We start from the raw sequence: 24,182 nt of genomic DNA, 5'->3' as shown, positions 1-24,182 counted from the left end.
CTCGGACGCCGTGACCAGCTCCCGCAGCGGATGCCGCTCCAGCACCGCCGCCACCTGCGCGGACAGCGCCGGCGCCAACCGGTCCCCCACCGACAGGGCCTCGTCGCGCAGGGCCGCCGCCGCCTTCCGCACCAGCCGGCGGTCGGCCTTCGGGACGCCCTCGGCGGCACGTTCGTACAGCCGGGCGCCCTCCTCCAGGACCAGGGCGGTGTCGACACCGGCCGGGATCTTGACGCTCGCGTGGTGCCGCCAGGTGGCCAGCGGGTCGGACCAGGCCTCCACGGTGTACGTCCAGCGGCCGGGCGCCCCGGCGGTGACGGTGGCACCCCAGCGGTCGGTGCCCGGGGCGAGCTCCCGCATCGGTGTCCACGGGCCACGGCGGCCCTTCGGACCGCGCAGCACCACGTTCGCCGCGACGGCGTCGTGCCCCTCGCGGAAGACCGTGGCAGACACCTCGAACGACTCACCGGTCACCGCTTTGGCCGGCCTGCGCCCGTGCTGGACCACGGGGCGTACGTCGAGGACGGGGATACGGCCCAGGGTGGTGGCCGGCGGCGGTGAAGAAGCCTTCCCAGCGCGGGGTTTCACGGGCTTCACGGGTTTCTTGGCCGATGCCTTGCTGCTCGACGGTGGTCCTGACGACTGGTGCGTGGCGGGCATGACCGCTCCTGTCCGCGTCAACGTGGGTGTGGGCGGAGTGATGTGGGGAGGTGGGTCCTGCGAGGTGCTGTGGTGCGCCTGTGGGGTGTGTACCGCAGGAGCCTTCCCATCCTGCTCGGGTGGGCAATCCGGCACTTTGTTAACTACTCGCGCGTATGTCCACCCGTCGGACCGGCCCCTTTTTTCCGGGTGCCCGGCAACCCACGCTTCACGCACCTCAACAGGCCTGTCATCGGCGGGAGACGGTCCGGCCCCGGTGACGTGCGGGACAAGTCCTTCGGCTCGCGGCGGACAGATCGTCGTCGTGGGCGTCGGCGGCCGGGCGCAGCGCACCGGAGGCATCCGGCTGACGCCGGCCCCGAGGCCGGCCGGCGGTGACCGCCGGCGGAGGCGGACCGGACTGGAGAGACCGGCGGTTCCGCGCCCTGCCGGTGGGCGTGGACCAGTACCGGGACCACTCCTTCCGGTCGATGCCGTTCATCACGACCGAACTGCGGCTGCTCGCCCAGGCGATCGAGGACGAGGTCGAGCGCTTCGTGTGCAAGGCGGCGCCGGGCGACCACCCGCTGCTGCTCCTGTCCGGGCACGGCTTCCACGCCGACGGTATGGACTTTCTCGTCACCGGACCCGCCCGGCTCGACTCGCTCCGGTTCCGGAGCCACTGCCTGCCGATCGAGTTCGGCGCGTTCCTCAGGGAGTCCGAGTCCGCCCAGCTCGTGGTGGCGGTCGACGCCTGCCGGGATCCGTTCGACACGTCCACGAAATCGGTGCGCGACGCGCCGGCCCGGAGCAGGGGAACCACCGGCTACGAGGACTACGACGACCCCGAGCGCCCCCGGTACGCGCACGTGTACGCCTGCGCCCGCTACCGTACGGCCTGCGACAGCTGGGCCACGTCCTCCCCGACGACGTGGAGTTCACAGATCCCGCCACGCCCTGAGGACGTCCCCACCGACCCTCCGGTAACCACTACCGTCGACAGTGACGACGAGACGTACGGCGCCGTACGTCTCCCCCCGCGACGCGTCCGAGGTGGAAGTGTGAAGGCGATCCGTCGGTTCACCGTCCGTCCCGTTCTCCCCGATCCCCTCCGGCCGCTGAGTGACCTGGCGCGGAATCTGCGCTGGTCCTGGCATGCGGAAACGCGCGACCTCTTCCAGTCCGTCGACCCGGAGGCCTGGGCCGCCGCCCAGGCGGATCCGGTACGGCTGCTGGGCCGGGTGCGCCCGGCCCGGCTGGCACAGCTGGCCGGGGACCGGCGGTTCCTGCGCCGGCTCGGCGCCGTGGCCGACGACCTCGACGACTATCTGACCGGGGAGCGCTGGTACCAGGCGCAGGCGGACGGGCTGCCCGCCGCCGTCGCCTACTTCTCCCCGGAGTTCGGCATCACGGCCGCGCTGCCCCAGTACTCCGGCGGCCTCGGCATCCTCGCCGGCGACCATCTCAAGGCCGCCAGCGACCTCGGCGTACCCCTGATCGGTGTCGGTCTCCTCTACCGGCACGGGTACTTCCGGCAGACCCTGTCCCGCGACGGCTGGCAGCAGGAGCACTACCCGGTGCTCGACCCCAACGAGCTGCCCCTCACCCAGCTCAAGGAGCCCGACGGCACCCCCGCGCGGCTCTCGCTCGCGCTGCCCGGCGGCAGGGCGCTGCACGCCCGGATCTGGCTGGCCCAGGTGGGCCGGGTGCCGCTGCTGATGCTCGACTCGGACGTCGAGGAGAACGACCTCGGCGAACGCGGGGTGACCGACCGGCTCTACGGCGGCGGCAGCGAGCACCGGCTGCTCCAGGAGATGCTGCTCGGCATAGGAGGTGTGCGGGCGGTGCGGACGTACTGCCGCCTCACCGGGCACCCGGAGCCGGAGGTCTTCCACACCAACGAGGGGCACGCGGGCTTCCTCGGCCTGGAGCGGATCGCCGAACTGTGTGCGGGCGGACTGGACTTCGACTCCGCGCTGGAGGCCGTGCGCGGCGGCACGGTCTTCACCACCCACACCCCCGTCCCGGCCGGCATCGACCGCTTCGACCGGGAGCTGGTCGCCCGGCACTTCGGCGCGGACGCCGAGCTGCCCGGCATCGATGTGCAGCGGATCCTGACGCTGGGCATGGAGACGTACCCGGGCGGCGAGCCGAACCTGTTCAACATGGCCGTGATGGGCCTCAGACTGGCTCAGCGGGCCAACGGCGTGTCCCTGCTCCACGGACAGGTCAGCCGGGAGATGTTCGCGGGGCTGTGGCCGGGATTCGACGCCGAGGAGGTGCCGATCACCTCGGTGACCAACGGGGTGCACGCGCCGACCTGGGTGGCGCCGGAGGTGCTGCGCCTCGGCGCCCGCGAGGTCGGCGCCCAGCGGGCGGAGGACGCGCTGACGGTGGGCGGCTCGGACCGCTGGGACTCCGTCGCCGACATCCCGGACCAGGAGATCTGGGAGCTGCGCCGCACCCTGCGCGAACAGCTGGTGCTGGAGGTGCGCGAGCGGCTGCGGGCGTCGTGGCGCCAACGGGGTGCCGGGAACGCCGAGTTGGGCTGGATCGAGGGGGTGCTGGACCCGGACGTCCTGACCATCGGCTTCGCGCGCCGGGTCCCGTCGTACAAGCGGCTGACCCTGATGCTGCGCGACCGCGACCGCCTGATGGAGCTGTTGCTGCATGCGGAGCGCCCGATCCAGATCGTCGTGGCGGGCAAGGCCCATCCCGCCGACGACAGCGGCAAGCGCCTCGTCCAGGAGCTGGTCCGCTTCGCCGACGACCCGCGCGTGCGCCACCGGATCGTCTTCCTGCCCGACTACGGCATGGCGATGGCGCAGAAGCTCTACCCGGGCTGCGACATCTGGCTCAACAACCCCCTCCGCCCCCTGGAGGCGTGCGGCACCTCCGGCATGAAGGCGGCGCTCAACGGCTGCCTCAACCTCTCCGTGCTGGACGGCTGGTGGGACGAATGGTTCCAGCCGGACTTCGGCTGGGCCATCCCGACGGCGGACGGTGTGGGTATGGACCCCGACCGCCGCGACGACATCGAGGCGGCGGCGCTGTACGACCTGCTGGAGCAGCGGGTGACCCCGCGCTTCTACGAACGCGGCCGCGCCGGCCTGCCCGACCGCTGGATCCAGATGGTCCGCCAGACCCTCACCCTGCTGGGCCCGAAGGTGCTGGCCGGCCGCATGGTCCGCGAATACGTCGAGCGCCTCTACGCCCCCGCCGCCCAGGCGCACCGCGCGCTCACCCCGGACACGGCGAGCGAGCTGGCCACCTGGAAGGCCCGGGTGCGGGCGGCCTGGCCCGAGGTGGGAGTCGACCACGTCGAGACGACGGCGACGACGGCCACGGCGGAGCTGGGCACGACCGTGGGCCTGCGGGTGCGGGTCGCCCTGGGCGAGTTGAGCCCGGACGACGTGGAGGTCCAGGCGGTCTCCGGCCGGGTGGACGCCGAGGACCACATCACGGACGCCACGGTCGTCGCCCTGAAACCGACGGGAGCCCCGGACCTGGAGGGCCGGCTGCTGTACGAGGGCCCCCTCTCCCTGGACCGCACGGGCCCGTACGGCTACACGGTCCGCATCCTCCCCACCCACCGCTTGCTCGCCTCGGCCGCCGAACCGGGCCTGGTGGCGGTGCCGCCGGGGGAGGTGGTGGAGGGGGCGGGGGTGTTGTTGCGGTAGGGAACCCTTGGGCGCTGCGCCGCTGCTGTCTCTACGGCAGCGGCAGGTGCAGCCCCGAGCAGTCGTATCCGCCCGCCGGGTCCGGCGCGTACACCCAGTAGAGCGCCAGGAGCTGCACGCACAGCAGGAGCAGTGCGAGGGCCGCGGATGTCGTGGCGAGCCAGGCACGCGGGCCTTGGCCCGCCATCAACCCATGACCGCGCGCATTGCGCAGCAGCCGTGTGTACAGCCCCATCGCGGCAACGGAACTCAGCGGACCGGTCCATGCCGTGACGTACATCCGTGTGGAGGGACCGAGGTACGTGCAGTGCTGGAACGTGTCGGAGCTGACGGCGAGGTGCGCGAGGAACAGGCCGGCCGAGACGGCCGTCAGCAGTGCGACGAGCAGCGCGTGTCGGCGCCGGGTCGGTACAGGGGTAGCGGTGGCCGTGGTCATCAGTACCAGTCCGGGTTGGGGTGAACGGCGCGATTACCGGACTCCGGTTGCTGTCTTCAGCGCTTCGAGGAAGAGGATGAACGAACCGGCCGGGAAAGCGAGGGTGGCTCCGGCCGGAGCCTTTGAGTCTCGGACGGCTATGTGGGTGTCGAGGTCGGCGACTTCGACGCATGTGTTGCCATCGCCTCCGCCGGAGTATGACGATTTGTACCAGCGGATGGCCTGGTTCATGCGGGCGCCTCACAGTTCCTTCGTCAAGCGGTGGATGAAGTCCCGTGACTCCACGGGCGGCAGTGCTGCTCTCTCCACCTTATGGAGCAGGGCCCGGAAGCGCGCCAGCTGGGATTCGGCATCGATGAAGGCAGTGCCGTGCGGAGCGTCACACAGCACGGTGTCCAGCCGGGGGAGCGCCCCGCCCACGTACATCATCTCGATCCCGGCACCGGCAAACCCCTCTCCCGCGAACGGGATGACACGCACTGTGGCGTGCTCGCATTCGATCGCCCGCAGGATTTCCTTGAGTTGAGCACGAGCGGTGCTGCGGTCGGACACCAGGATGCGCAGCGCCGCCTCGTGGATGATCGTCTCGTACGGGACGGGTACCTCGCGCTCAAGTACGGACCTGCGCTTGATCCGGTGTTCGATCCGGGGTTTCAGTTCGCTCTCCGGAAGCTCCGGGACCATGTAACCGAAGACGGCGCGGGCGTAGTCGGGGGTCTGGAGTAGTCCGGGGACGTGGCTGGTGACGACCTCGCGTAGATACGCGCCGTGATGCTCGGTCTCGGCGACATCGAGGAACACCGGCGGGAGCACGCCCCGGTACTCCTCCCACCAGCCTTGCGCTCGCTCGCTGGCCATCGCCACCAGGGCGTCGATGAACGCCTCGTCAGCGCATGCGTAGTGCGCTGCCAGCCGCCGCACCCGCTCCCCGCTGACGCCCGCGAGGCCTGCCTCGACCTGGCTCATCTGCGCCGACGTCGAACTGAGCAGCCCTGCCACCTCGCGGGCCTTCAGGCCGGCGGCTTCCCGCAATCTGCGCAACTCGGTGCCCAGGCGTACCTGCCGCGCTGTGGGTTGGCTTCTCGGCGCCATCGCCCCTCCGCCTTCAACCGCCGTGCTGTCGTGCCTCGTTCGGGCGTCAGATTACGCGACTCTCTTGCGTGAGGAAAAATTTTTGCTCTACCGTCAGTGACGCACCGCATGCGCAGCGGAAGTGCACCGCGTCTGCGGCGTTGCCACCCTGCGCCCGAAATCCACCTCACCCTTGGAGTTGATGACGCATGCCCGAAACCTGGGACTACACCCTCTACATCCCCAACGACCCCAGAGCCGTCACGGTGTGCCGCCGCACCCCGGAGGGCGTCGTGTGGATCGGAGCGTGGGACACGGATCCGGCGCCGCCCGACCCTCCGTTGGCGCTGGAGGAGGTGGGGGAGTCGGAGGGCGGGCGGGGTCTGGGGGAAGTACGTGTGGTGCGAACTTCTCGCGGCGTAGCTCGTTGATCACGACGTCGTACGAAAGGAGAACTGATGGTCGGCTCGTCGCATGAGGCGCTGCACCGGATCTTTCAGAAGGATCCGACGCTGCTGACGAAGGCGTTACAGAAGGTCCTGCACGTGCCCTTCCCTGAACCGAGGGAGATCGCGGCGCTGAACGTGGACCTCACTGAGATCGAACCGGTCGAGCGCCGCGTGGACACGCTGCTGCGGGCGGAGACGGACGAGGGCACGTACCTGCTGGTGGTGGAGTCGCAGGGGAAGGTGGACGAGCGCAAGCGGGGCAGCTGGCCGTACTACCTGAGCTACCTGTACGAGAAGTACCGCTGCGAGCCGGTGCTCATCGTCATCACCCAGAGCAGCAGCACGGCCAAGTGGGCCTCGCGCCCGATCCGTCTCGGCTTCCCCGGCTGGGAGTCGCTGACCGTCCGCCCCCTCGTGCTGGGCCCTGACAACGTGCCCGTGATCGCGGACGAGCGGCAGGCCGAGAAGGACGTACCCCTCGCGGTGCTCTCGGCCATGACACACGGGCGTGGCCCGCAGGCTCCGGCCATACTGGAATCCCTGGCCGCCGCCCTGCGGACCATCGACCCCGACAGCGCCGCCGTCTTCGTGCAGTTCATCGACTCGTGCCTGACAGACCCCCAGGCGAAGCAGATGTGGAGGGACCTGATGACCGCGATCCAGTACTTCTGGCGACACCCGCTGGCCGAACAGGTACGCGAGGAAGGCCGGGAACAGGGCCGGGCTGAAGCCAAGGCCGAGATGGTCCTTCGTGTTTTGGAATGGCGTGACGTCCCGGTGCCCGACTCCGTCCGTGAACGAGTCCAAGCCTGCACGGACCTGGACCAACTAGAGGCATGGGCCCAGCGCGCCGTACACGCCACGGACGCGATGGAGTTGTTCGCCGACGAGTGAGCAAGTGACCGTTAGGCCACTCGCCTCCCCGTAAGTTCCGTGCCTCCGCCAGGTGCGTCAAGGGTGCTTCGCGTCGCCTCCGGCGATCGGCCTCCGACCGACCCTTGACCCACCTCGCTCCAGCTCGGGGAAAGAGCGAGGGGCCCGGAAGTGCGCTCGCTCGCTGGCCTCTGCGGCATCCGGTCACCGGAATGGAATGGTGAGCTGCGGCGCTCTTCGGTCTGCATCAGGATCCGGTAGGCATCGACCATGAAGCGCTTTGCCAGGCCTGCTCAAACTCTTCGCGACTGATCAAAGTGGCGGAAAATTCCGGCTGGCTCGCCACGTCCTCAATTGTGCCTACTGGAATTTCACTCAGGCCAATTTCTGCGGACTCGTGGAATTCGTCAGGAGTCGACGGCGTCCCCGTGCTCGGACATGCCTCGGATCATCACATTCACGTGCTGTCAGCGGCAACGCGGCACGGAATCCACCACCCCCGAGTTGGCGGGTTCTCTACTCCTCCGACAACCCCGCACACAGCTTCTTCAGCACCGCCCCGCACCGCCGTGCGTACGCGTGTTGCAGGACCCGGGTCGCCGGGCCGCCGGCCTTCGCGTACCACTTGGCGGGTTTGCTGAAGGCGGCCACGGTCAGCCAGACCGTGCCGTCGCCGGTGCGGTCGACGAGGAAGGCTTCCTCGCCGCATTCGGGGTGGTCTTCGAGGGTGCCGTAGGCCCAGCCGGCGCGGCGGGGTTCCTCGGTCGTCCAGATGATGCGGCAGGGGGCTTTCAGGAGGCCGGCCAGGGTGACGGTGACGTCCGCGCCGGGGGTCGCGCGGTCGGCGGTGGTGTCGATGCCCACGCCCATCGCGCGGTGCATCTCCCAGGTGAGGACCGCCTCGGCCGCCCGCTCGAAGAGCTTCGCACCCTCGCCGAGGCGGGTGCGTACGAAGAGGGGGTGGAAGCCGGGCGGGCAGTACGTCAGGTCGTCGCGGGTCGCGCCGACGGGTTCGTAGGTGAAGGGCGCCGAGGACATGGGTCACAAGGGTAGGCGGCACCCGGGGGGTTCTCCCACCGGGTGCCGCCCGAAGTTCAACTACGGCTGGTTCAGCTGACGTTGACCGCCGACCAGGCCGCGGCCACCGTGTTGTACTCGGTGCTGCCGGAGCCGTACAGGTCCTTGGCCGCGCTCAGGGTGCCCGCGCGGGCCGCCTTGTAGTCCGTGGTCGAGGTGAAGTACGTGGTCAGCGCCTTGTACCAGATCTGGAGCGCCTTGTCCCGGCCGATGCCGGTGACCTTGGAGCCGTTGGAGGTCGGGGAATTGTACGAGACCCCGTTGACCGTCTTGGCGCCGCTGCCCTCCGACAGGAGGTAGAAGAAGTGGTTCGCGACGCCGGAGGAGTAGTGGACGTCCAGGTTGCCGACCGAGGAGGACCAGGAGTCCGCCGAGCTGCCGTCCTTGCTGGGCTGGTCCATGTAGCGCAGCGGGGTGCCGTCGCCGTTGATGTTGATCTTCTCGCCGATGAGGTAGTCACCGGGGTCCTTGGCGTTGTTGGCGTAGAACTCCACGCCGACGCCGCCGAGGATGTCCGAGGTCGCCTCGTTCAGGCCGCCGGACTCGCCGCTGTAGTCGAGGCCCGCGGTGTTGGCGGTGACGCCGTGGGTCATCTCGTGACCGGCCACGTCGAGCGAGGTCAGCGGGTCGGCGTTGCCCTCACCGTCGCCGTAGGTCATGCAGAAGCAGCTGTCGTCCCAGAAGGCGTTCACGTACGAGCTGCCGTAGTGGACGCGGGAGTAGGCGGCCTTGCCGTCGTTCTTGATGCCGCTGCGGCCGAAGGTGTTCTTGTAGTAGTCCCAGGTCTCCTGCGCGCCGTAGGCGGCGTCGGCGGCCGCGGTCTGGTCGGAGGAGGAGGTGGAGGCGGTGCCGGTGCCGAAGGTGTTGGTCGAGTTGCTGACCAGGGTGCCGGTGCCGGACGTCTTGCGGGCCAGGTTGTAGGTCTTGTGGCCGCCGCGCGAGGCGTCGGTCAGGTTGTACGACGAGCCCGACTGGGTCGTGGTCAGGCTGACGGTGCCCGAGTACAGCGTCTTGCCGGTGCCGGTCGCGTTCTCGATGCCCTGGTACTCGAAGAGTTTCTTGCCGGTGGTGGCGTCGGTGATGACGTGCAGCTGGTTCGGGGTGCCGTCGTCCTGGAGGCCGCCCACGATCGTCTCGTAGGCGAGGACGGGCGTGCCGTTCGCCGCCCAGATCACCTTGCGCGCGCCGTCCGCGGCGGACTTGGCGGAGCCGAGCGTCCTGGCGGCGGACACCGCCTGCTGCGCGGCCCTGGCGGGGGTGATCTTCGGCGTGAGCGAGGCCACCTTGATGGTCGCCCTGGTCGCCTTGGTGACGCCCTCGGTCCTGCCCGACTTGGCGGTGTGGACGACCAGGTCGCCGCCGAGGACGGGGAGGCCGGCGTACGTCCGCTCGTAGCGGGTGTGGACCGTGCCGTCGGCGTCCTTGACGACGTCCTTGACGACCAGCTTCTCCTTGGCGCCGAGGCCTATCGCCTGCGCGGTCGTGGCGGCGGTGTCCTGCGCCTTCTGCATCAGGGAGGCGTGGGCCGTGGCGGACAGCGCGGCGGGGGCGGCGGCCGACTGGTGGGCGGTGGGCTGGGCGGAGGCGGTGGTGGTCAGCCCGGTGGAGAGCAGGGCTCCGGCGGCGACAGCGGTGGCGATGGCCAGAGTGGTGCGCTTGTGACGCGCGTAGAGGGGGCTCACTCAAAGCTCCTTCAGGTGGGGAGTCCGGGCAGCGTGGGGTTACTGGCCCGGCTGTGTGGGGTTGTGAAGTTGCTGTGCTGCTGCGGCGGGTGGAGAGAGAGTGACATCAAGGATGCGTACATGTCAGGACCCTGAAGTGATGTTGGCTGGAAAATGACCGCTCGGGAAACATTTCAGGCGTGTGAACCCGGGCTGTTCGAGGGGGGCGACCCCTCGAACAGCCCCGTGGTGCAAGGGTCCTGACGTGCGGCTTACGGGAAGATCAGCTTCCAGTCGTTGAGCGTGCCCGTGTCCTGACTGGCCTGATCCTGCACCTTCAATTTCCATGTCCCGTCGGCCGTTTCGGCCGCCGCGTTCACCGTGTACGTCGCCTTGACGTCGTGGGCCGAGTCGGAGGAGCTGAAGTTCTTCAGCCGGTACGTCTTGCCCGACGGGCCGACGAGGTCGATGACCAGGTCGCCGCGCCACGTGTGCGTGATGTCGACGTTCACCTGGAGGTTGCCCGGCGCGTTCCCGCTGCGGTCGGAGACGGTGATGGCCGAGGTGATGGCCGGACCGTTGTCCGGGATCGCCATCTGTGTGTGGTTGTCGTACGTCGAGCCGGTGCCGCCACCGCCCCCGCCGCCGGAGCGCGAACCGACGTTGACGGCCGCCCAGGCGTCCTCGACCGCCGCGTACTCCGCGCCGGAGGTGCCGTACAGCTCGCCGGCCGCCGCGAGGGTGCCGGTGCGGGCGTCGGCGTAGTTGGTGGTGGAGGTGAACTTGGTGGTCAGCGCCCGATACCAGATCTGGAGCGCCTTGTCCCGGCCGATTCCGGTCACCGGAAGCCCGTCCGAGGTCGGCGAGTTGTAGTTCACGCCGTTGACCGTCTTGGCGCCGCTGCCCTCCGACAGGAGGTAGAAGAAGTGGTTCGCGACACCGGAGGAGTAGTGGACGTCCAGGCCGCCGACCGAGGAGGACCAGCTGTCCGCCGAGCTGCCGTCCTTGCTGGGCTGGTCCATGTAGCGCAGCGGGGTGCCGTCGCCGTTGATGTTGATCTTCTCGCCGATGAGGTAGTCACCGGGGTCGGAGGCGTTGTTGGCGTAGAACTCCACGCCGGTGCCCATGATGTCGCTGGTCGCCTCGTTCAGGCCGCCGGACTCGTCGCTGTAGTTCAGGCCCGCGGTGTTGGCGGTGACGCCGTGGCTCATCTCGTGGCCGGCCACGTCCAGCGAGGTCAGCGGGTCGGCGTTGTTCTGGCCGTCGCCGTAGGTCATGCAGAAGCAGCTGTCGTCCCAGAACGCGTTCACGTACGAATCGCCGTAGTGCACGCGGGAGTAGGCGCCGACGCCGTCGTTCTTGATGCCGCTGCGGCCGAAGGTGTTCTTGTAGAAGTCCCAGGTCTCCTGCGCGCCGTAGGCCGCGTCGGCGCCCGCGGTGGCCGCGTTCGACGTGGTTCCGTCGCCCCAGGTGTCGTTGTTCTGCGAGAACAGCGTGCCGGTGCCGTCGCTGCCGCCGCCCAGGTTGTACGTCTTGTGGCCGCCGCGCGAGTTGTCGGTCAGCGTGTACGTCGAGCCCGACTGGGCCGTGGTCAGCGTGACCTGCCCGCTGTACCGGGTGTTGCCGACGCCGGTCTCGATGCCCTGGTACTCGTAGAGCTTCTTGCCGGTGGTGGCGTCGGTGATGACGTGCAGCTGGTTCGGGGTGCCGTCGTCCTGGAGGCCGCCCACGATCGTCTCGTAGGCGAGGACGGGCCTGCCCGTGGCGGCCCAGATCACCGTGCGGACGCTGGAGGCGGCCGACTTCGTGCCGCCGCGCGCCTTCGCCCGCTGCACGGCCTGCTTCTCGGCCGCGGCCCGGGACACCTTCGGGGTGAGGCCGGAGACCTTCACCGTGGCGTGCGTGGCACGGATGACGTCCATGGTCTTGCGGGACTTGTTCGTGTCCACCACCAGGTCGCCGCCGAGGACGGGCAGACCGGCGTACGTCCGCTCGTAGCGGGTGTGCAGCGTGCCGTCGGCGTCCTTCACGACGTCCTTGACGACCAGTTTCTCCTGGCTGCCGAGGCCGATCGAGCGCGCCGTGGCGGCCTTGGTGGCGTCGGCGTCGCGCAGCAGCTCGGCGCGCTGCGAGGGCGAGAGCCTGAGCGCCGTGTGCGACGGGTTCGCCTTGACGGGCCGCGGGCCGGCCGCCGGAGCGGCACTGGCCGCGCCCGTCTGGACGGCGGCGGCGATCAGCGCGGCGGCACCGGCGAGGGCGAGGGTGGCGCTGCGGCGGTGCGCGGTGCGGGACTGCGGGGTGTGGGAGGTGCGTCCGCGAGAGGAATTGCGTCTCAACACTGACTCCTTCTGCGTGGCCGCAGGTCGTGCGGCCAGGGGAGACCGGACGAGAGGTCGGGGCGTCCGGGCAGAACAGGACGTGCGCGAAACGAGGTGCGGGGTCGTGCGGGCCGGCTCGCGAGCGTGCGCGTGCAGTGGTGGGGTTGCTGTGAGTCGGCCAGGGAAGAGTGGCAGGGGATCGGTGCGTCTGTCAGGACCGCGTCACAAACTTGGCCGGAAACGGTCCGTTGACCGGTTGTTCAAGTCCGGTATGCGGACCGTTGGGCCGGACGCGTCCCTCAGCGGGCGTCCCCGTGCCAGGTCCGCCACAGCGCCGCGTACGCCCCGCCCGCCGCCACCAGCTCCTCGTGCGTCCCCAGTTCCGTGAGGCGGCCGTCCTCCATGACCGCCACGCGGTCGGCGTCGTGGGCGGTGTGCAGGCGGTGCGCGATGGCGATGACCGTGCGGCCCTCCAGGACGGCGGCGAGGGCGCGCTCGGTGTGGCGGGCCGTGGTGGGGTCCAGCAGGGCCGTCGCCTCGTCCAGGATCAGGGTGTGCGGGTCGGCCAGCACCACACGGGCCAGGGCGAGTTGCTGCGCCTGCGAGCCGTCGGTGGCCGTGCCGCCCGTGCCCAGCCGGGTGTCGAGGCCGGCCGGCAGGTCGCGCACCCACTCGTCGGCGCCCACCGCCGCCAGCGCCGCCCACAGGTCGCCGTCCGTGGCCTGCGGTTCGGCGATCAGGAGGTTGTCCCGGACCGTGCCGAGGAACACATGGTGCTCCTGCGTCACCAGCACCACCTGGCGGCGCAGCAGCTCCGGCTCCAGATCGGCGACCGGCACCCCGCCCACCGTCACCGCCCCGGACCCGGGCCGGTCGATGCCCGCGAGCAGCCGGCTCAGCGTCGTCTTGCCGGCCCCGGAGGGCCCCACCACCGCGAGCCGCTCCCCGGGCCGCACCGTCAGGTCCACCCCGCGCAGCACCTCGCCGCCGCGCTCGTAGGCGTACCGCACGTCCCGCAGGTCGATACGGTCGTCCACCGGCACCGGCGAGCCCGCACCGGCGTCCGAGCGGGGCGCCCGCGCCAGCCCCTCCACGCGCGCGAACGAGGCACCGCTGCTCTGCAGTTGCTCCACCCGCATCAGGATCTGGTCCAGCGGCTCGGTGAACTGCCGCAGGTACAGCGCCGCCGCCACCACCGCGCCCACCCCGACCGAGCCCCGCTCGTGCAGCCAGCCGCCCAGCAGCAGGATCCCCGCCACGGGCACGGTGTACGTGATCTCGACCGCCGGGAAGAACACCGTGCGCAGGAACAGCGTGTGGAAGCGGGCCCGGCGGGACGTCTCCAGCGCGTCCCGGCCGGCCGTGACCCGCCGCTGCCGCAGCCGGAACGCCTCGACGGTGCGGGCCCCGGCCGCCGTCGAGGCGACGATCTCCGCCACCTCGGACGTCGCCGCGCCCTCGGCGAGATAGCCGTCCCGGGCCCGCCGCAGATACCAGCGCAGCGCCAGCCAGACCGGGGTCAGACCGAGCACCCCGAACGCCCCGAACAGCGGGTCCAGCGCGAACACCGCGCCCAGCACGAACAGCGCCTGCACGGAGTTGACGAGCAGTTCCGGACCGACGTCCCGCAGCGTGCTGCCGACCGTCGCCACGTCCGCCGTGCCCCGCGCCGTCAGGTCACCCGTACCGGCCCGCTCCACCACGGCCGCGGGCAGCGCCAGCACCCGCTCGACGTACTCCTCGCGCACCCGGGCCAGCGTCCGCTCCCCGAACCGGTAGCCCACGTACCGCGCCCAGCGGGCCAGCAGCAGCTGCGCGAGCGAACACAGCAGGATCCACAGCGCGAGCCGGTCCACCGCCCCGACCCCGTGCCCGGCGCGCACCTCGTCGACGATGCGCCCGACCAGCCACGGCCCGACCAGTCCCGCCCCGGCCGCCAGCGCGTTGAGCAGCACCGCGGCGGCGAACGCCCGCCCGTCGGCCCGCACCAGCCGCACCGCGGCCCGCCGCACCTGCCCGCGGTCCGCGACCGGCAGCAGCCCCTCACCCGGCACGCCCGCCGTCACCCCGCAACCCCTTCCGTGTCGGTGACATCCGCCGCGTTCCCGGCATCCTCTGTGTCCTCTGCGTTCTCTGGGTTCTCGGCCTCGACGTCCCGGGCGACCAGGGCCCGGTACTCCGGTTCCTCGGCCAGCAGCCGCCGGTGCGGGCCGCGCGCCGCGACCTTCCCGTCGGCCAGGAACACCACCGTGTCCGCGCGGTCCAGCAGCAGCGGCGAGGTCGACGTCACCACCGTCGTACGCCCCTCGCGCGCCGCCCGCAGCCGCTCGGCCACCGTCGCCTCCGTGTGCGCGTCCAGCGCCGAGGTCGGCTCCACGGCGAGCAGCACCTCCGGGTCGGCGAGCAACGCCCTGACCAGCCGCACCCGTTGACGCTGGCCACCGGAGAGACTGCGGCCCTGCCCGGCGACGGCCGAGTCGGCCCCCTCCGGCAGCCCGCGTACGACGTCCTCGGCCGCGGCGGCGTACAGCGCCCGCCGCAGCGCCGCCTCCCCGGCAGCGCCCCCGGCGGCCACGACCTCCCGCAGCGGCCCCGCGAACAGGTCGGCCTCGTTGTCCGCGACCAGCACACGCGCGCGTACGTCGGCCAGCGGGATCGCGTCCAGCCGCACCCCGCCCCAGGTGACGTCGGTCGGGCCGAACCGGCCGAGCCGGTCGACCACGGCGGCGGCCTCGGCGGGCCGGGCGGCGGCCAGCGCGGTCAGCCGGCCCGGCGCGATCCGCACCCCGGACACCGGGTCGTGCAGCTCGGCCGGTTCCGCGGGCGCGCGCCGCGTGCCCTCGTCCGGATCCGGCGCAAGGCGCAGCAGCCGTACGACCCGGCGCGCGGCCACCACGCCACGGTTCAGCTCGTAGACCATCTGCACCATGAACGCCACCGGCCCGATCAGCACCGCGACGTAGCCGTACACCGACACCAACTGGCCGATGCTGATGTGCCCCTGGGCCGTCAGCCGGGCACCGAGCCAGGTGACGACGGCGAGGAACAGGGTGGGCAGCCCGACGCCGAGCGCCTGCACCCAGCTGGCCACCGCGCCCACCCGGTACCCCTGCGCGCGCAGCGCCTGCGAATCCGTCCGGAAACCGTCGGCGAACAGCGACTTCCCGCCCAGCCCGTTGAGGACGCGCAGGCCGCCCGCGAGGTCCCCGATGCGGGCGGTCAGCACGCCCTGCCGCTCCCGGTACTCGCTCTCCGCGTGCTGCAGACGCAGCGTCAGCGGCCCGGTGACCAGCGCGAGCACCGGCAGCCCGAGCAGGACGACGGCGGCGAGCGGCGCCGAGACGGCGAACAGCAGCCCGGCGACCACCACGTACACCACGGCCGAGCCGACGCCCGGCCCGACGGCGGTGAGCGACTGCGCGATGACCTGTACGTCGCCGACGCCGATGGTCACGACCTCCCCGGCCCCCGCCCGGCGCGGCAGCGCGGCCCCGAGCCGCACCACATGCCCCACGACCACCTTCACCGTGCGGAAGTTGGCGTCCATCCGCACCCGGGTCATGGTGCGGTGCCGCATGATGCTCAGCCAGGCGTTGCCCGCGCCCAGCACGAACATCGCCCCCGTCCACGCGGCCAGCACCCCCAGCCGCCCCGGCACCAGCCCGTCGTCCACGGCCCGCGCCATCATGTACGGCTGCGCGGCCAGCAGCACCATCCACACGCTGGCCAGCGAGGCCCCGGCCAGCGACCGCCCCCGCTGCCGCCACACCAGCCAGCACAGATACCGCCAGCCGCTGCGGGTGTCGGGCACCCCCGGTTCCTCGTACGCGTCGATCATCCGTCCCCCGTTCGCGTAGCCCTGGGCCTAGGCCAGGCTGTCCCGCCAGGTCCTGTGCAGGTCCGCGAAGCGGCCCGTGCCCGCGACGAGGTCGGCCGGAGTGCCGTCCTCGACGATGCGGCCGTGCTCCATGACCAGGACCCGGTCCGCGATCTCGACCGTCGACAGGCGGTGGGCGATCACCACCGCCGTACGGCCCCGCAGCACCGTCGTCATCGCGCGCTGCACCGCCCGCTCGCCCGGGATGTCCAGGGAACTGGTCGCCTCGTCCAGGATCAGCACCGCCGGGTCGGCGAGCAACGCCCGTGCGAAGCCGACGAGTTGGCGCTGACCGGCCGAGATGCGGCCGCCGCGCTTACGCACGTCGGTGTCGTAGCCGTCGGGCAGCGCGCTGATGAACTCGTGCGCGCCGATCGCCTTCGCGGCCCGCTCGATCTCCTCGCGGGTGGCGTCGGACCGGCCGATGGCGATGTTCTCCGCGACCGTCCCGGAGAACAGGAACGCCTCCTGGGTCACCATGACCACCCCGCGCCGCAGCTCGCGCATGGGCAGTTCCCGCAGGTCCACGCCGTCGAGCAGGACACGGCCGCCGGAGGGGTCGTAGAAGCGGGCCAGGAGCTTGGCGAGGGTGGACTTGCCCGCGCCCGTGGAACCGACCACGGCGACCGTCTGTCCGGCCGGGAGGGTCAGATCGAAACGGGGCAGCACCTCGCCGCCGGTGCGGTAGCCGAAGCTGACCGCTTCGAAGACGACCTCGCGCCCCGGCAAGTCGCCCTTCGGCGGCTGGAGTTCACGGGGCGCCGCCGGCTCGGGCACCGACGGGGTCTGGGCCAGCAGGCCGGCGATCTTCTCCAGGGAGGCCGCGGCCGACTGGTAGGCGTTGAGGAACATGCCGAGCCGGTCGATGGGGTCGTAGAGGCGTCGGAGGTAGAGGACCGCCGCCGCCAGCACGCCCAGCTCCAGCGAGCCCGTCGCCACCCGGTAGGCGCCCCACAGCACGATCCCCGCCACCGCCGTGTTGGCCACCAGCCGGGAGCCGACCACATAGCGGGCCATCTCCAGCAGCGCGTCGCCGTTCGTCCGCTCGTGCCGCCGGTTCAGCACGGCGAACTCGGCGTCGTTCACGGCCTCCCGGCGGAAGGCGCGCACCGGGCGGATGCCGTTCATCGTCTCCACGAACTTCACGATCACCGCCGCGATGGCCGTGGACCGTGCCCGGTACACCCGCCCCGCCCGCCGCTGGTACACGCGCACGAGCAGGTACAGCGGCGCGAGGGAGGCCAGCGCGAGCGCGCCCAGGCCGAGGTCCAGCCACAGCAGCAGCGCGGAGATGTAGACGAAGGACAGCACGACGGTCACCAGCTCCTGGAGTCCGTCGTTCAGCAGCTCGCGCAGCGACTCGACGTCCGTCGTGGAGCGGGAGATCAGCCGGCCCGAGGTGTAGCGCTCGTGGAAGTCGACGCTCAGTGCCTGCGCGTGCCGGAAGATCCGGCCGCGCAGGTCCAGCAGCACGTCCTGGCTGACCCGCGCGGACGTCTCGATGAACGCGGCCTGGAGGGCGCCGGAGAGCAGCGCGCACAGCAGACAGCCGACGGCCACCGCGATCAGCGGGCCGTGGTGGTGGGCACGGAACGCGGGTACGGCGCTGTCGATGGCGTACGCCACGATCAGCGGGCCCGCCTGTACGGCCGCCTGCTGGAGCAGCAGCAGGACCGTGGTCAGTACCGCCCTGCCCTTCAGGGGCGCGAGCAGTGAGCGCAGCAGGGCGGCGGTGGCGCCGGGCGCGGTGGGCAGGACGTCCCGGTCGAAGGCGTCGTCCGCGCCGTCGGCCCCCTGACCGGTGCCCTGTCCGGCCGGCTGTTGCCGGGGATCGGGGAGTTCGTCGTCGTCGGAGGTGGGGGTGGAGGCGGTCGTGGTGGTCAACGGGATTCCTCCGTATCCCTGAAGTGCCCGGATGTCCCGGACATCAGATGCGCGTACTCGGCGTTGGTGCGCAGCAGTTCGTGGTGCGTGCCGACGGCGGCGATCCGGCCGCCCGAGAGCAGGGCGACCCGGTCGGCGAGCAGCACCGTGGAGGGGCGGTGGGCCACGATCAGGGCGGTGGTGTCGGCGAGGACGTGGCGCAGCGCGGCCTCGACGGCCGCCTCCGTGTGCACGTCGAGGGCGGACAGCGGGTCGTCCAGGACCAGGAAGTCCGGTCGGCCGACGACCGCGCGGGCCAGCGCGAGGCGCTGGCGCTGGCCTCCGGACAGGCTGAGGCCCTGCTCGCCGACCCGGGTGCCGGTGCCCTGCGGGAGGGCGTGCACGAAACCGGCGGCCTGCGCCACCTCCAGCGCCCGCTCCAACTCCGGCTCGCCCGCGTCCGGCCGGGCACCCATGAGGACGTTCTCGCCGACGCTCGTGGAGAAGAGCGTGGGCTCCTCGAAGGCCACGGCGACCTTGGCGCGCAGCTCCTCGCGGGGCATCTCGGTGATGTCGACGCCGTCGAGGGTGATCCGCCCCGAGGTGACCTCGTGCAGCCGCGGCACGAGCGCGGTGAGCGTCGTCTTCCCACTCCCGGTCGCGCCGACCAGGGCCATGGACTCGCCGGGGCGGATGTGCAGGTCGACGCCGGTGAGGAGGGGCGGCGAGTCGGGGGCGGCGTCGGGGTACCGGAACCGGACGTTCTCGAACCGCAGCCCGGCACCACCGCGGTGCGGTCCCGGTCGGGCATCCTGGCGTGCGGGGGCCGGGCTCTCCTCGCGCCGGTCGGCCAGGTTGTCCGGGAGTCCGGTGGTCGAGTCCTCTGCGGGTGGGGCGGTTGAGCTGTCCTCGGCTCCGGGGTCCGGGCTCTTCCCGCGTCCGGCGGTCGAGTTGTTCCCGTGTCCGGGGGCCGGGTTCTCCTTGCGTCGGGCGGTCAGGTCGTCCGGAAGTCCGGTTGCCGAGTCCTCTGCGGGTGGGGCGGTCAGGGCGTTCGGGAGTCCGGTTGCCGAGTCCTCTGCGGGTGGGGCGGTCAGGGCGTTCGGGAGTCCGGTTGCCGAGGTCTCGCCGTGTCTGGCTGCTGAGCTCTTCCCGTGCCGGGTTGCCGGGTCCTCCTTGCGTCGGGCGGCCAGGTCGTCCCCGAGTGCGGCTGCCGAGTCCCCTTCGCGAGGGGCGGTTGAGCTGTCGTCGGCTCCGGGGTCCGGGCTCTTCCCGTGTCCGGTGGTCGACTTGTCCCCGTGTCCGGGGCCCGGGCTCTCTCCGTGCCCCGGCGCCGAGCCTTCCCAGCGCCCCGATACCGAGCCTTCCCCGCGCCCGCTGGTCGAGCGCTCTGCGCGACCCGCTGCCGGGCGCTGTCCGCGCCCCGTTGGCAGGTCCTCCTCCGGGGGCTCGTCCATCGCCTCGAAATAGCGTTCCGTCGCCGTTGCCGCCTCCTGGCTCATGGCCAGCAGGAAGCCGATGGAGTCCACCGGCCAGCGCAGGGCGAGTGCCGTGCTCAGGAAGGCGACCAGGGTGCCCGCCGACAGGTCCCCGTCGGACACCCGTACCACTCCCAGCACCAGCGCCGCCCCGATCGCCAGCTCGGGCAGGGTCACGATGACACCCCAGATGACGGCCAGCAGCCGGGCCTTGCGCAGCTCGGTGCCGCGCAGCGTGAGCGCCAGTTCGCGGAAGGCGTGCGCCTGGCTGCGGTGGCGGCCGAAGCCCTTGACGACGCGGATGCCGAGCACGCTCTCCTCGACCACCGTCGTCAGATCGCCGACCTGGTCCTGCGCCGCCCGGGCCACCGTGGCGTACCGCCGCTCGAAGACCGCGCAGGTCCACATCACCGGGATCGTGGGGCCGAGGATGACGAGGCCCAGCACCCAGTCCTGCGCCAGCATGATCACCACGCCGACCAGGATGGTCACGCCATTGACCAGAAGGAACGTCAGCGGGAAGGCGAGGAACTGGCGCAGCAGCATCAGATCCGTGGTGCCCCGGGACAGCAGCTGGCCCGAGGCCCAGCGGTCGTGGAAGGCCACCGGCAGCCGTTGCAGCCGCCCGTACAGCCCCGCCCGCATCCGCGCCTCCACACGCGACAGCGGACGGGCCACCAGCCACCGGCGCAGACCGAACAGCAGCGCCTCCGCGACGCCCAGCAGGAACAGGTACAGGGCACCCAGCCAGACCCCGCCCGGGTCGCGGTCGGCGACCGGCCCGTCGACCATCCACTTCAGGACGAACGGGATCACCAGTCCCGTACAGGAGGCCACGACGGCGACCAACGCGGCCGTGAACAGCCGTGCGCGCACGGGGCGTACGTACGGCCACAGCCGCAGCAGCGTGCGGACGGCCGATCGGTCCTCGGTGGTTGCACGTGTCGTGGACATCACCGCGAGCGTACGGACCGGCACCGACATCGCCCACCGAGTTTCGGCCGGACCCGGCTCCGTCGCTGGTCCTACGACCGGCGCGGGCGAGGAGTCGTAGGGCGGCATCAACCGATCGGCGGATGCGGCTTCGAGCGGGCCGGCCGATGTGCCACCGGGGGCCCGGCCGGAATCCTCGGAGCATGCCATCCGTCATCGAAGTCACCGATCTGCGCAAGTCGTACGGCGGCCGCGCCGTGGTCGACGGTGTCTCCTTCACCGTCGAGGAGGGCGAGATCTTCGGGATCCTCGGCCCCAACGGCGCCGGCAAGACCACCACCGTGGAGTGCGTCGAGGGCCTGCGGGTCCCGGACGGCGGCCGGATCCGGGTCCTCGGCCACGATCCCGTCGCCGACCACGCGGAGGTCGCGCGGGTGCTCGGCGCCCAGCTCCAGCAGAGCGAACTCCAGGCCAAGCTCACCGTGCGCGAGGCGCTGGAGCTCTACGCCGCCTTCTACCCGCACCCCGCCGACTGGCGCCCCCTCGCCGAACGCCTCGGTCTGACCGAGAAGTTGGGCACCCGGTTCGGCAAGCTGTCCGGCGGTCAGCAGCAGCGGCTGTTCATCGCGCTGGCGCTCGTCGGCGGGCCCCGGGTCGTGGTGCTGGACGAGCTGACCACCGGTCTGGACCCGCGCGCCCGGCGCGACACCTGGCAACTGATCGAGGAAGTCCGCGCGAGCGGGGTCACCGTGCTGCTGGTCACCCACTTCATGGAGGAGGCGCAGCGGCTGTGCGACCGGATCGCCGTCATCGACCGGGGACGGATCGCCGCGCTGGACACCCCTGCCGGGCTCATCCGCCGCTCGGCGGGCGCCACAGTCATCAGCTTCAGCCCGTCCGCGCCGCTGGACGAGCGTGAGCTCGCCGCGCTGCCCGCGCTCGCCTCGGTCGAGCGCAAGGGCGAGCGGATCACCCTGTCCGGCACCGACGAGACCGTGAACGCCGTCATCACCCTGCTCGCCCGCCATCACATCACCGCCCGCCAACTACGGGTCGTCGACGCCACGTTGGACGACGCATTCCTGGACCTGACCGCGGGCCCCGCCGAGGAGGAAGCCGCGTGAACACCGCCGTGCTGCGTACCGAGTTCCGGTTGTTCCGCCGGGAACCGGCCGCCCTCTTCTGGATCTTCCTGTTCCCCTCGCTGCTGCTGGCGATCCTCGGCTCCATCCCCTCGTTCCGTCGGGCCGACGCGTCGATGGGCGGGCTGCGGCCGGTCGACGTCTACGTGCCCATCGCCGTACTGATCGCCCTGATCATGTCCGGGGCGCAGGGGCTGCCGCAGGTCCTCACCGGCTACCGGGAGCGCGGCATCCTGCGCCGCATGTCCGTCACGCCGGTCCGCCCCGCGGCCCTGCTGGCGGCACAGATGGCCGTGCAGGGCGTGGCCGCGCTGGCCTCGGCGGTGCTCGCCCTCGCGGTCGGCCGGGTGGCCTTCGGCGTGACGCTGCCCCGGCAGCCGGCCGGCTATCTGCTGGCCCTGCTGCTCGCGGCGGCGGCCGCCCTCGCGCTCGGCAGCGTGGTCTCGGCGCTCTCCCGGACGACGAGGATCGCCGGTGCGATCGGGTCGATGGTGCTGTTCCCAATGATGTTCTGCGCGGGCGTGTGGATCCCGGTGCGGTCCATGCCGCACGCGCTGGCCCGGGTGGTCGAGCTGACCCCGTTCGGCGCGGCGGCCCGCGCCCTGGACCAGGCCGCCTCCGGGGGCTGGCCGGCCTGGGGGCACCTCGGGGTGCTCGCGGCGTGGACGCTGCTGCTGACCGGCGCCGCCGCGCGCTGGTTCCGCTGGGAGTGAGCGGGCGTTCCACCGCGGTGGACGTGAAGGAAGGAGCCGGGCCGTGCCGGACACTGGGGCTATGACGAGCACCGTGCAGCAGCCGCCCCGGGCGTCGTTCGACACCTGGGGGCCCTGGGCACTGCTGGCCGCCGGTGTCGTCGCGGCGGCGATCTCCGCCCACCCGGTCGGCATGGACCGGACCGGAATGATCGTCTGCACCGCACTCGTGCCCGTGGCCGTCGTGCTGCAGTTGTACTGGGGCAGGGTGAAGCGGACGCGGCCGGGCCCGAGCCGGACGGGTGTGTCCCTCTACCTCCTGCGCTGGGCCATCGCCTTCGTGCTGACCTGGGCCAACCCGTTCTTCGCCTTCTACGCCGTGAGCGGCTACTACACCGCCGGCCGGGAGCTGCCGCGCCGGCTGGTGCTGCCGGGTCTCTTCCTGACCGCCGTCACCATGGCCGGCAGCGAGGTGGGCGGCTGGCCGCCGCACGGGCTGGTCATGTGGCTCGGCTTCTTCCTCGTGCTGGGCGTCAACATGGGGATGGTCAGCGTGTTCACCCGGTTCGCCGAGCAGGAGCAGGCCCGGCTCAGTGTCCAGGCCGACACCATCGCCGAGCTGGAGCGCACCAACACGGCGCTGCAGCAGGCCCTCGACGAGAACGCCGCCCTGCACGCCCAACTCCTCGTCCAGGCGCGGGAGGCGGGCGTGGCCGACGAGCGGCGCCGGCTCGCCGCCGAGATCCACGACACCATCGCCCAGGGCCTGACCGGGATCATCGCGCAGCTCCAGGTCGTCGCGAACGCCCCCGACCTGACCACCGCCCGCACCCATCTGGAGCGCGCCGCCACACTGGCCCGGCACAGCCTCGGCGAGGCCCGCCGGTCGGTGCACAACCTGGCGCCGGTGGAGCTCACGGACGGTGGACTGCCCGAGGCGCTGAAGAAGACGGTCGCGGAGTGGGGCGAACGCACCGGCGCGCGGGCCGAGTTCACGGTCACCGGCACCACCGAGCAGCTGCACGACGAGGTCTCGGCGACGCTGCTGCGCATCGCCCAGGAGGCGCTGTCCAACGCGGCCCGGCACGCCGGCGCGACCCGGGTCGGGGTCACCCTCTCCTTCATGGGCGACGAGGTCACCCTCGACATCCGCGACGACGGCACGGGCTTCGACCCGGCCGCCGTACCGGCCCGCTCCCGCGCCGGCGGCTTCGGTCTGGACGGCATGCGGGCCCGCGCCGAGCGCATCGCGGGCGCCCTGACGGTGGAGTCCGAGCCCGGGCACGGCACGGCGGTGTCGGCTCGCGTACCGTTGGTCGGCGATGACCGCTGAGACCGTGATTTCCCTGCTCATCGTGGACGACCACCCGGTCGTCCGCGACGGCCTGCGCGGCATGTTCGAGTCGGCGCCGGGCTTCCGCGTGCTCGGGGAGGCCGCGAACGGCGTCGAGGCGGTGGCGCGGGCCGCCGCCCTGGACCCGGACGTGATCCTGATGGACCTGCGGATGCCGGGCGGCTCGGGCGTGGACGCGATCCGCGAGCTGACCCGCCTGGGCGCCCGAGCCAAGGTGCTGGTCCTCACCACCTACGACACCGACTCCGACACCCTCCCCGCGATCGAGGCGGGCGCGACCGGCTACCTGCTGAAGGACGCCCCGCGCGACGAGCTGTTCACCGGCGTGCGGGCCGCCGCCGAGGGCCGTACGGTCCTCTCCCCGGCGGTCGCCTCCCGTCTGGTCCACGCGGTGCGCACCCCCCGCGCCCCGTCCGGCGAGCCGCTGTCGGCCCGTGAACGCGAGGTCCTGGCCCTGGTCGCCAAGGGCACGTCGAACCGTGAGATCGCCCGCGAACTCTTCATCAGCGAGGCCACGGTGAAGACCCACCTCACCCACCTGTACGCCAAGCTGGGCGTCAACGACCGCGCGGCGGCGGTGGCGACGGGGTACGACCGGGGAATCCTGGGCTGAGCCGGCCCGCCCGCACACGGGCCCGGGCC

General features: G+C 71.8%; 18 protein-coding genes and 1 pseudogene. 7 read left to right on the top strand and 12 right to left on the bottom strand.

All coding sequences use genetic code 11. The features are described 5' to 3' along the window. Positions 1-660: maltotransferase domain-containing protein (locus ACFC8N_RS23335; protein WP_376289425.1), on the bottom strand; the 660-nt coding region annotated here is incomplete at its 3' end. Between the two features lie 1,040 nt (positions 661-1,700). On the opposite strand from ACFC8N_RS23335, the gene glgP reads away from it, so the two are divergent. Further along, positions 1,701-4,319: an alpha-glucan family phosphorylase gene (gene glgP, locus ACFC8N_RS23330; protein WP_376289439.1), complete on the top strand. Its 2,619-nt coding sequence runs from the start codon at positions 1,701-1,703 to the stop codon at positions 4,317-4,319. 31 nt (positions 4,320-4,350) lie between these two features. On the opposite strand, the gene ACFC8N_RS23325 is transcribed toward glgP, so the two are convergent. Genes ACFC8N_RS23325 through ACFC8N_RS23315 form a run of 3 tightly spaced genes read right to left on the bottom strand, consistent with a single transcriptional unit; the run spans position 4,351 to position 5,847 of the window. Continuing rightward, positions 4,351-4,755, bottom strand: coding sequence for a hypothetical protein (locus tag ACFC8N_RS23325; protein WP_376289423.1), 405 nt, complete (start codon positions 4,753-4,755; stop codon positions 4,351-4,353). 33 nt (positions 4,756-4,788) lie between these two features. Beyond that, positions 4,789-4,986 carry a DUF397 domain-containing protein gene (locus tag ACFC8N_RS23320; RefSeq protein WP_362822428.1) on the bottom strand — a complete coding sequence of 66 codons (198 nt, stop codon included), beginning with the start codon at positions 4,984-4,986 and terminating at the stop codon, positions 4,789-4,791. Between the two features lie 9 nt (positions 4,987-4,995). Beyond that, positions 4,996-5,847 carry a helix-turn-helix domain-containing protein gene (locus ACFC8N_RS23315; protein ID WP_376289421.1) on the bottom strand — a complete coding sequence of 284 codons (852 nt, stop codon included), beginning with the start codon at positions 5,845-5,847 and terminating at the stop codon, positions 4,996-4,998. Between the two features lie 188 nt (positions 5,848-6,035). On the opposite strand from ACFC8N_RS23315, the gene ACFC8N_RS23310 reads away from it, so the two are divergent. Both ACFC8N_RS23310 and ACFC8N_RS23305 read left to right on the top strand, forming a co-directional pair. After that, positions 6,036-6,257: a hypothetical protein gene (locus ACFC8N_RS23310; RefSeq protein WP_376289419.1), complete on the top strand. Its 222-nt coding sequence runs from the start codon at positions 6,036-6,038 to the stop codon at positions 6,255-6,257. Positions 6,258-6,284: 27 nt separating this feature from the next. Further along, positions 6,285-7,169, top strand: coding sequence for a hypothetical protein (locus tag ACFC8N_RS23305; RefSeq protein ID WP_376289417.1), 885 nt, complete (start codon positions 6,285-6,287; stop codon positions 7,167-7,169). A 226-nt stretch (positions 7,170-7,395) separates the two neighbouring features. On the opposite strand, the pseudogene ACFC8N_RS23300 reads toward ACFC8N_RS23305, so the two are convergent. From ACFC8N_RS23300 to ACFC8N_RS23265, 8 genes and pseudogenes are all read right to left on the bottom strand, one after another. Further along, positions 7,396-7,545 (bottom strand): annotated as a pseudogene (locus ACFC8N_RS23300) (DUF6881 domain-containing protein); the annotation flags it as partial. Positions 7,546-7,664: 119 nt separating this feature from the next. After that, a complete protein-coding gene (locus tag ACFC8N_RS23295) occupies positions 7,665-8,186 on the bottom strand; it encodes a DUF1990 domain-containing protein (RefSeq protein ID WP_356034471.1) in 522 nt (173 codons plus the stop codon). A 71-nt stretch (positions 8,187-8,257) separates the two neighbouring features. After that, complete coding sequence (locus ACFC8N_RS23290; protein ID WP_362822424.1) at positions 8,258-9,907, bottom strand: M4 family metallopeptidase; 1,650 nt, start codon at positions 9,905-9,907, stop codon at positions 8,258-8,260. Between the two features lie 251 nt (positions 9,908-10,158). Then, positions 10,159-12,222: a M4 family metallopeptidase gene (locus ACFC8N_RS23285; RefSeq protein WP_376289415.1), complete on the bottom strand. Its 2,064-nt coding sequence runs from the start codon at positions 12,220-12,222 to the stop codon at positions 10,159-10,161. 281 nt (positions 12,223-12,503) lie between these two features. Beyond that, positions 12,504-14,270 (bottom strand): ABC transporter ATP-binding protein, encoded by a 1,767-nt coding sequence (locus ACFC8N_RS23280; protein ID WP_376289413.1) that lies wholly within the window; start codon positions 14,268-14,270, stop codon positions 12,504-12,506. After that, entirely contained in the window at positions 14,267-16,042 is a 1,776-nt protein-coding gene (locus tag ACFC8N_RS23275; RefSeq protein WP_356034482.1) for an ABC transporter ATP-binding protein, read from the bottom strand. The genes ACFC8N_RS23280 and ACFC8N_RS23275 overlap by 4 nt, the downstream gene beginning before the upstream one ends. A 27-nt stretch (positions 16,043-16,069) precedes the next feature. Next, positions 16,070-17,965 carry an ABC transporter ATP-binding protein gene (locus ACFC8N_RS23270; protein WP_376289411.1) on the bottom strand — a complete coding sequence of 632 codons (1,896 nt, stop codon included), beginning with the start codon at positions 17,963-17,965 and terminating at the stop codon, positions 16,070-16,072. Further along, positions 17,962-20,373 (bottom strand): ABC transporter transmembrane domain-containing protein, encoded by a 2,412-nt coding sequence (locus ACFC8N_RS23265; RefSeq protein WP_376289410.1) that lies wholly within the window; start codon positions 20,371-20,373, stop codon positions 17,962-17,964. Before ACFC8N_RS23265 ends, ACFC8N_RS23270 begins: the two co-directional genes overlap by 4 nt. 182 nt (positions 20,374-20,555) lie before the next feature. On the opposite strand from ACFC8N_RS23265, the gene ACFC8N_RS23260 reads away from it, so the two are divergent. The 4 genes from ACFC8N_RS23260 to ACFC8N_RS23245 all read left to right on the top strand — a co-directional run bounded on the left by ACFC8N_RS23260 (position 20,556) and on the right by ACFC8N_RS23245 (position 24,153). Beyond that, the gene (locus ACFC8N_RS23260) at positions 20,556-21,476 is read left to right on the top strand and encodes an ABC transporter ATP-binding protein (protein ID WP_356034489.1); all 921 of its coding nucleotides are present in this window, start codon (positions 20,556-20,558) and stop codon (positions 21,474-21,476) included. After that, positions 21,473-22,207 carry an ABC transporter permease gene (locus ACFC8N_RS23255; RefSeq protein WP_356034492.1) on the top strand — a complete coding sequence of 245 codons (735 nt, stop codon included), beginning with the start codon at positions 21,473-21,475 and terminating at the stop codon, positions 22,205-22,207. The genes ACFC8N_RS23260 and ACFC8N_RS23255 overlap by 4 nt, the downstream gene beginning before the upstream one ends. Before the next feature lie 61 nt (positions 22,208-22,268). Beyond that, positions 22,269-23,519: a sensor histidine kinase gene (locus tag ACFC8N_RS23250; protein ID WP_356034495.1), complete on the top strand. Its 1,251-nt coding sequence runs from the start codon at positions 22,269-22,271 to the stop codon at positions 23,517-23,519. Beyond that, on the top strand, positions 23,509-24,153 hold the full coding sequence (locus ACFC8N_RS23245) for a response regulator (protein WP_376289407.1): 645 nt from the start codon (positions 23,509-23,511) through the stop codon (positions 24,151-24,153). Before ACFC8N_RS23250 ends, ACFC8N_RS23245 begins: the two co-directional genes overlap by 11 nt. Positions 24,154-24,182: the final 29 nt, after the last annotated feature.

Origin of the sequence: Streptomyces sp. NPDC055966 (assembly GCF_042269865.1) — a bacterium.
Classification (GTDB): Bacteria; Actinomycetota; Actinomycetes; order Streptomycetales; family Streptomycetaceae; genus Streptomyces.
This window is presented reverse-complemented; position numbering and strand designations above follow the sequence as displayed.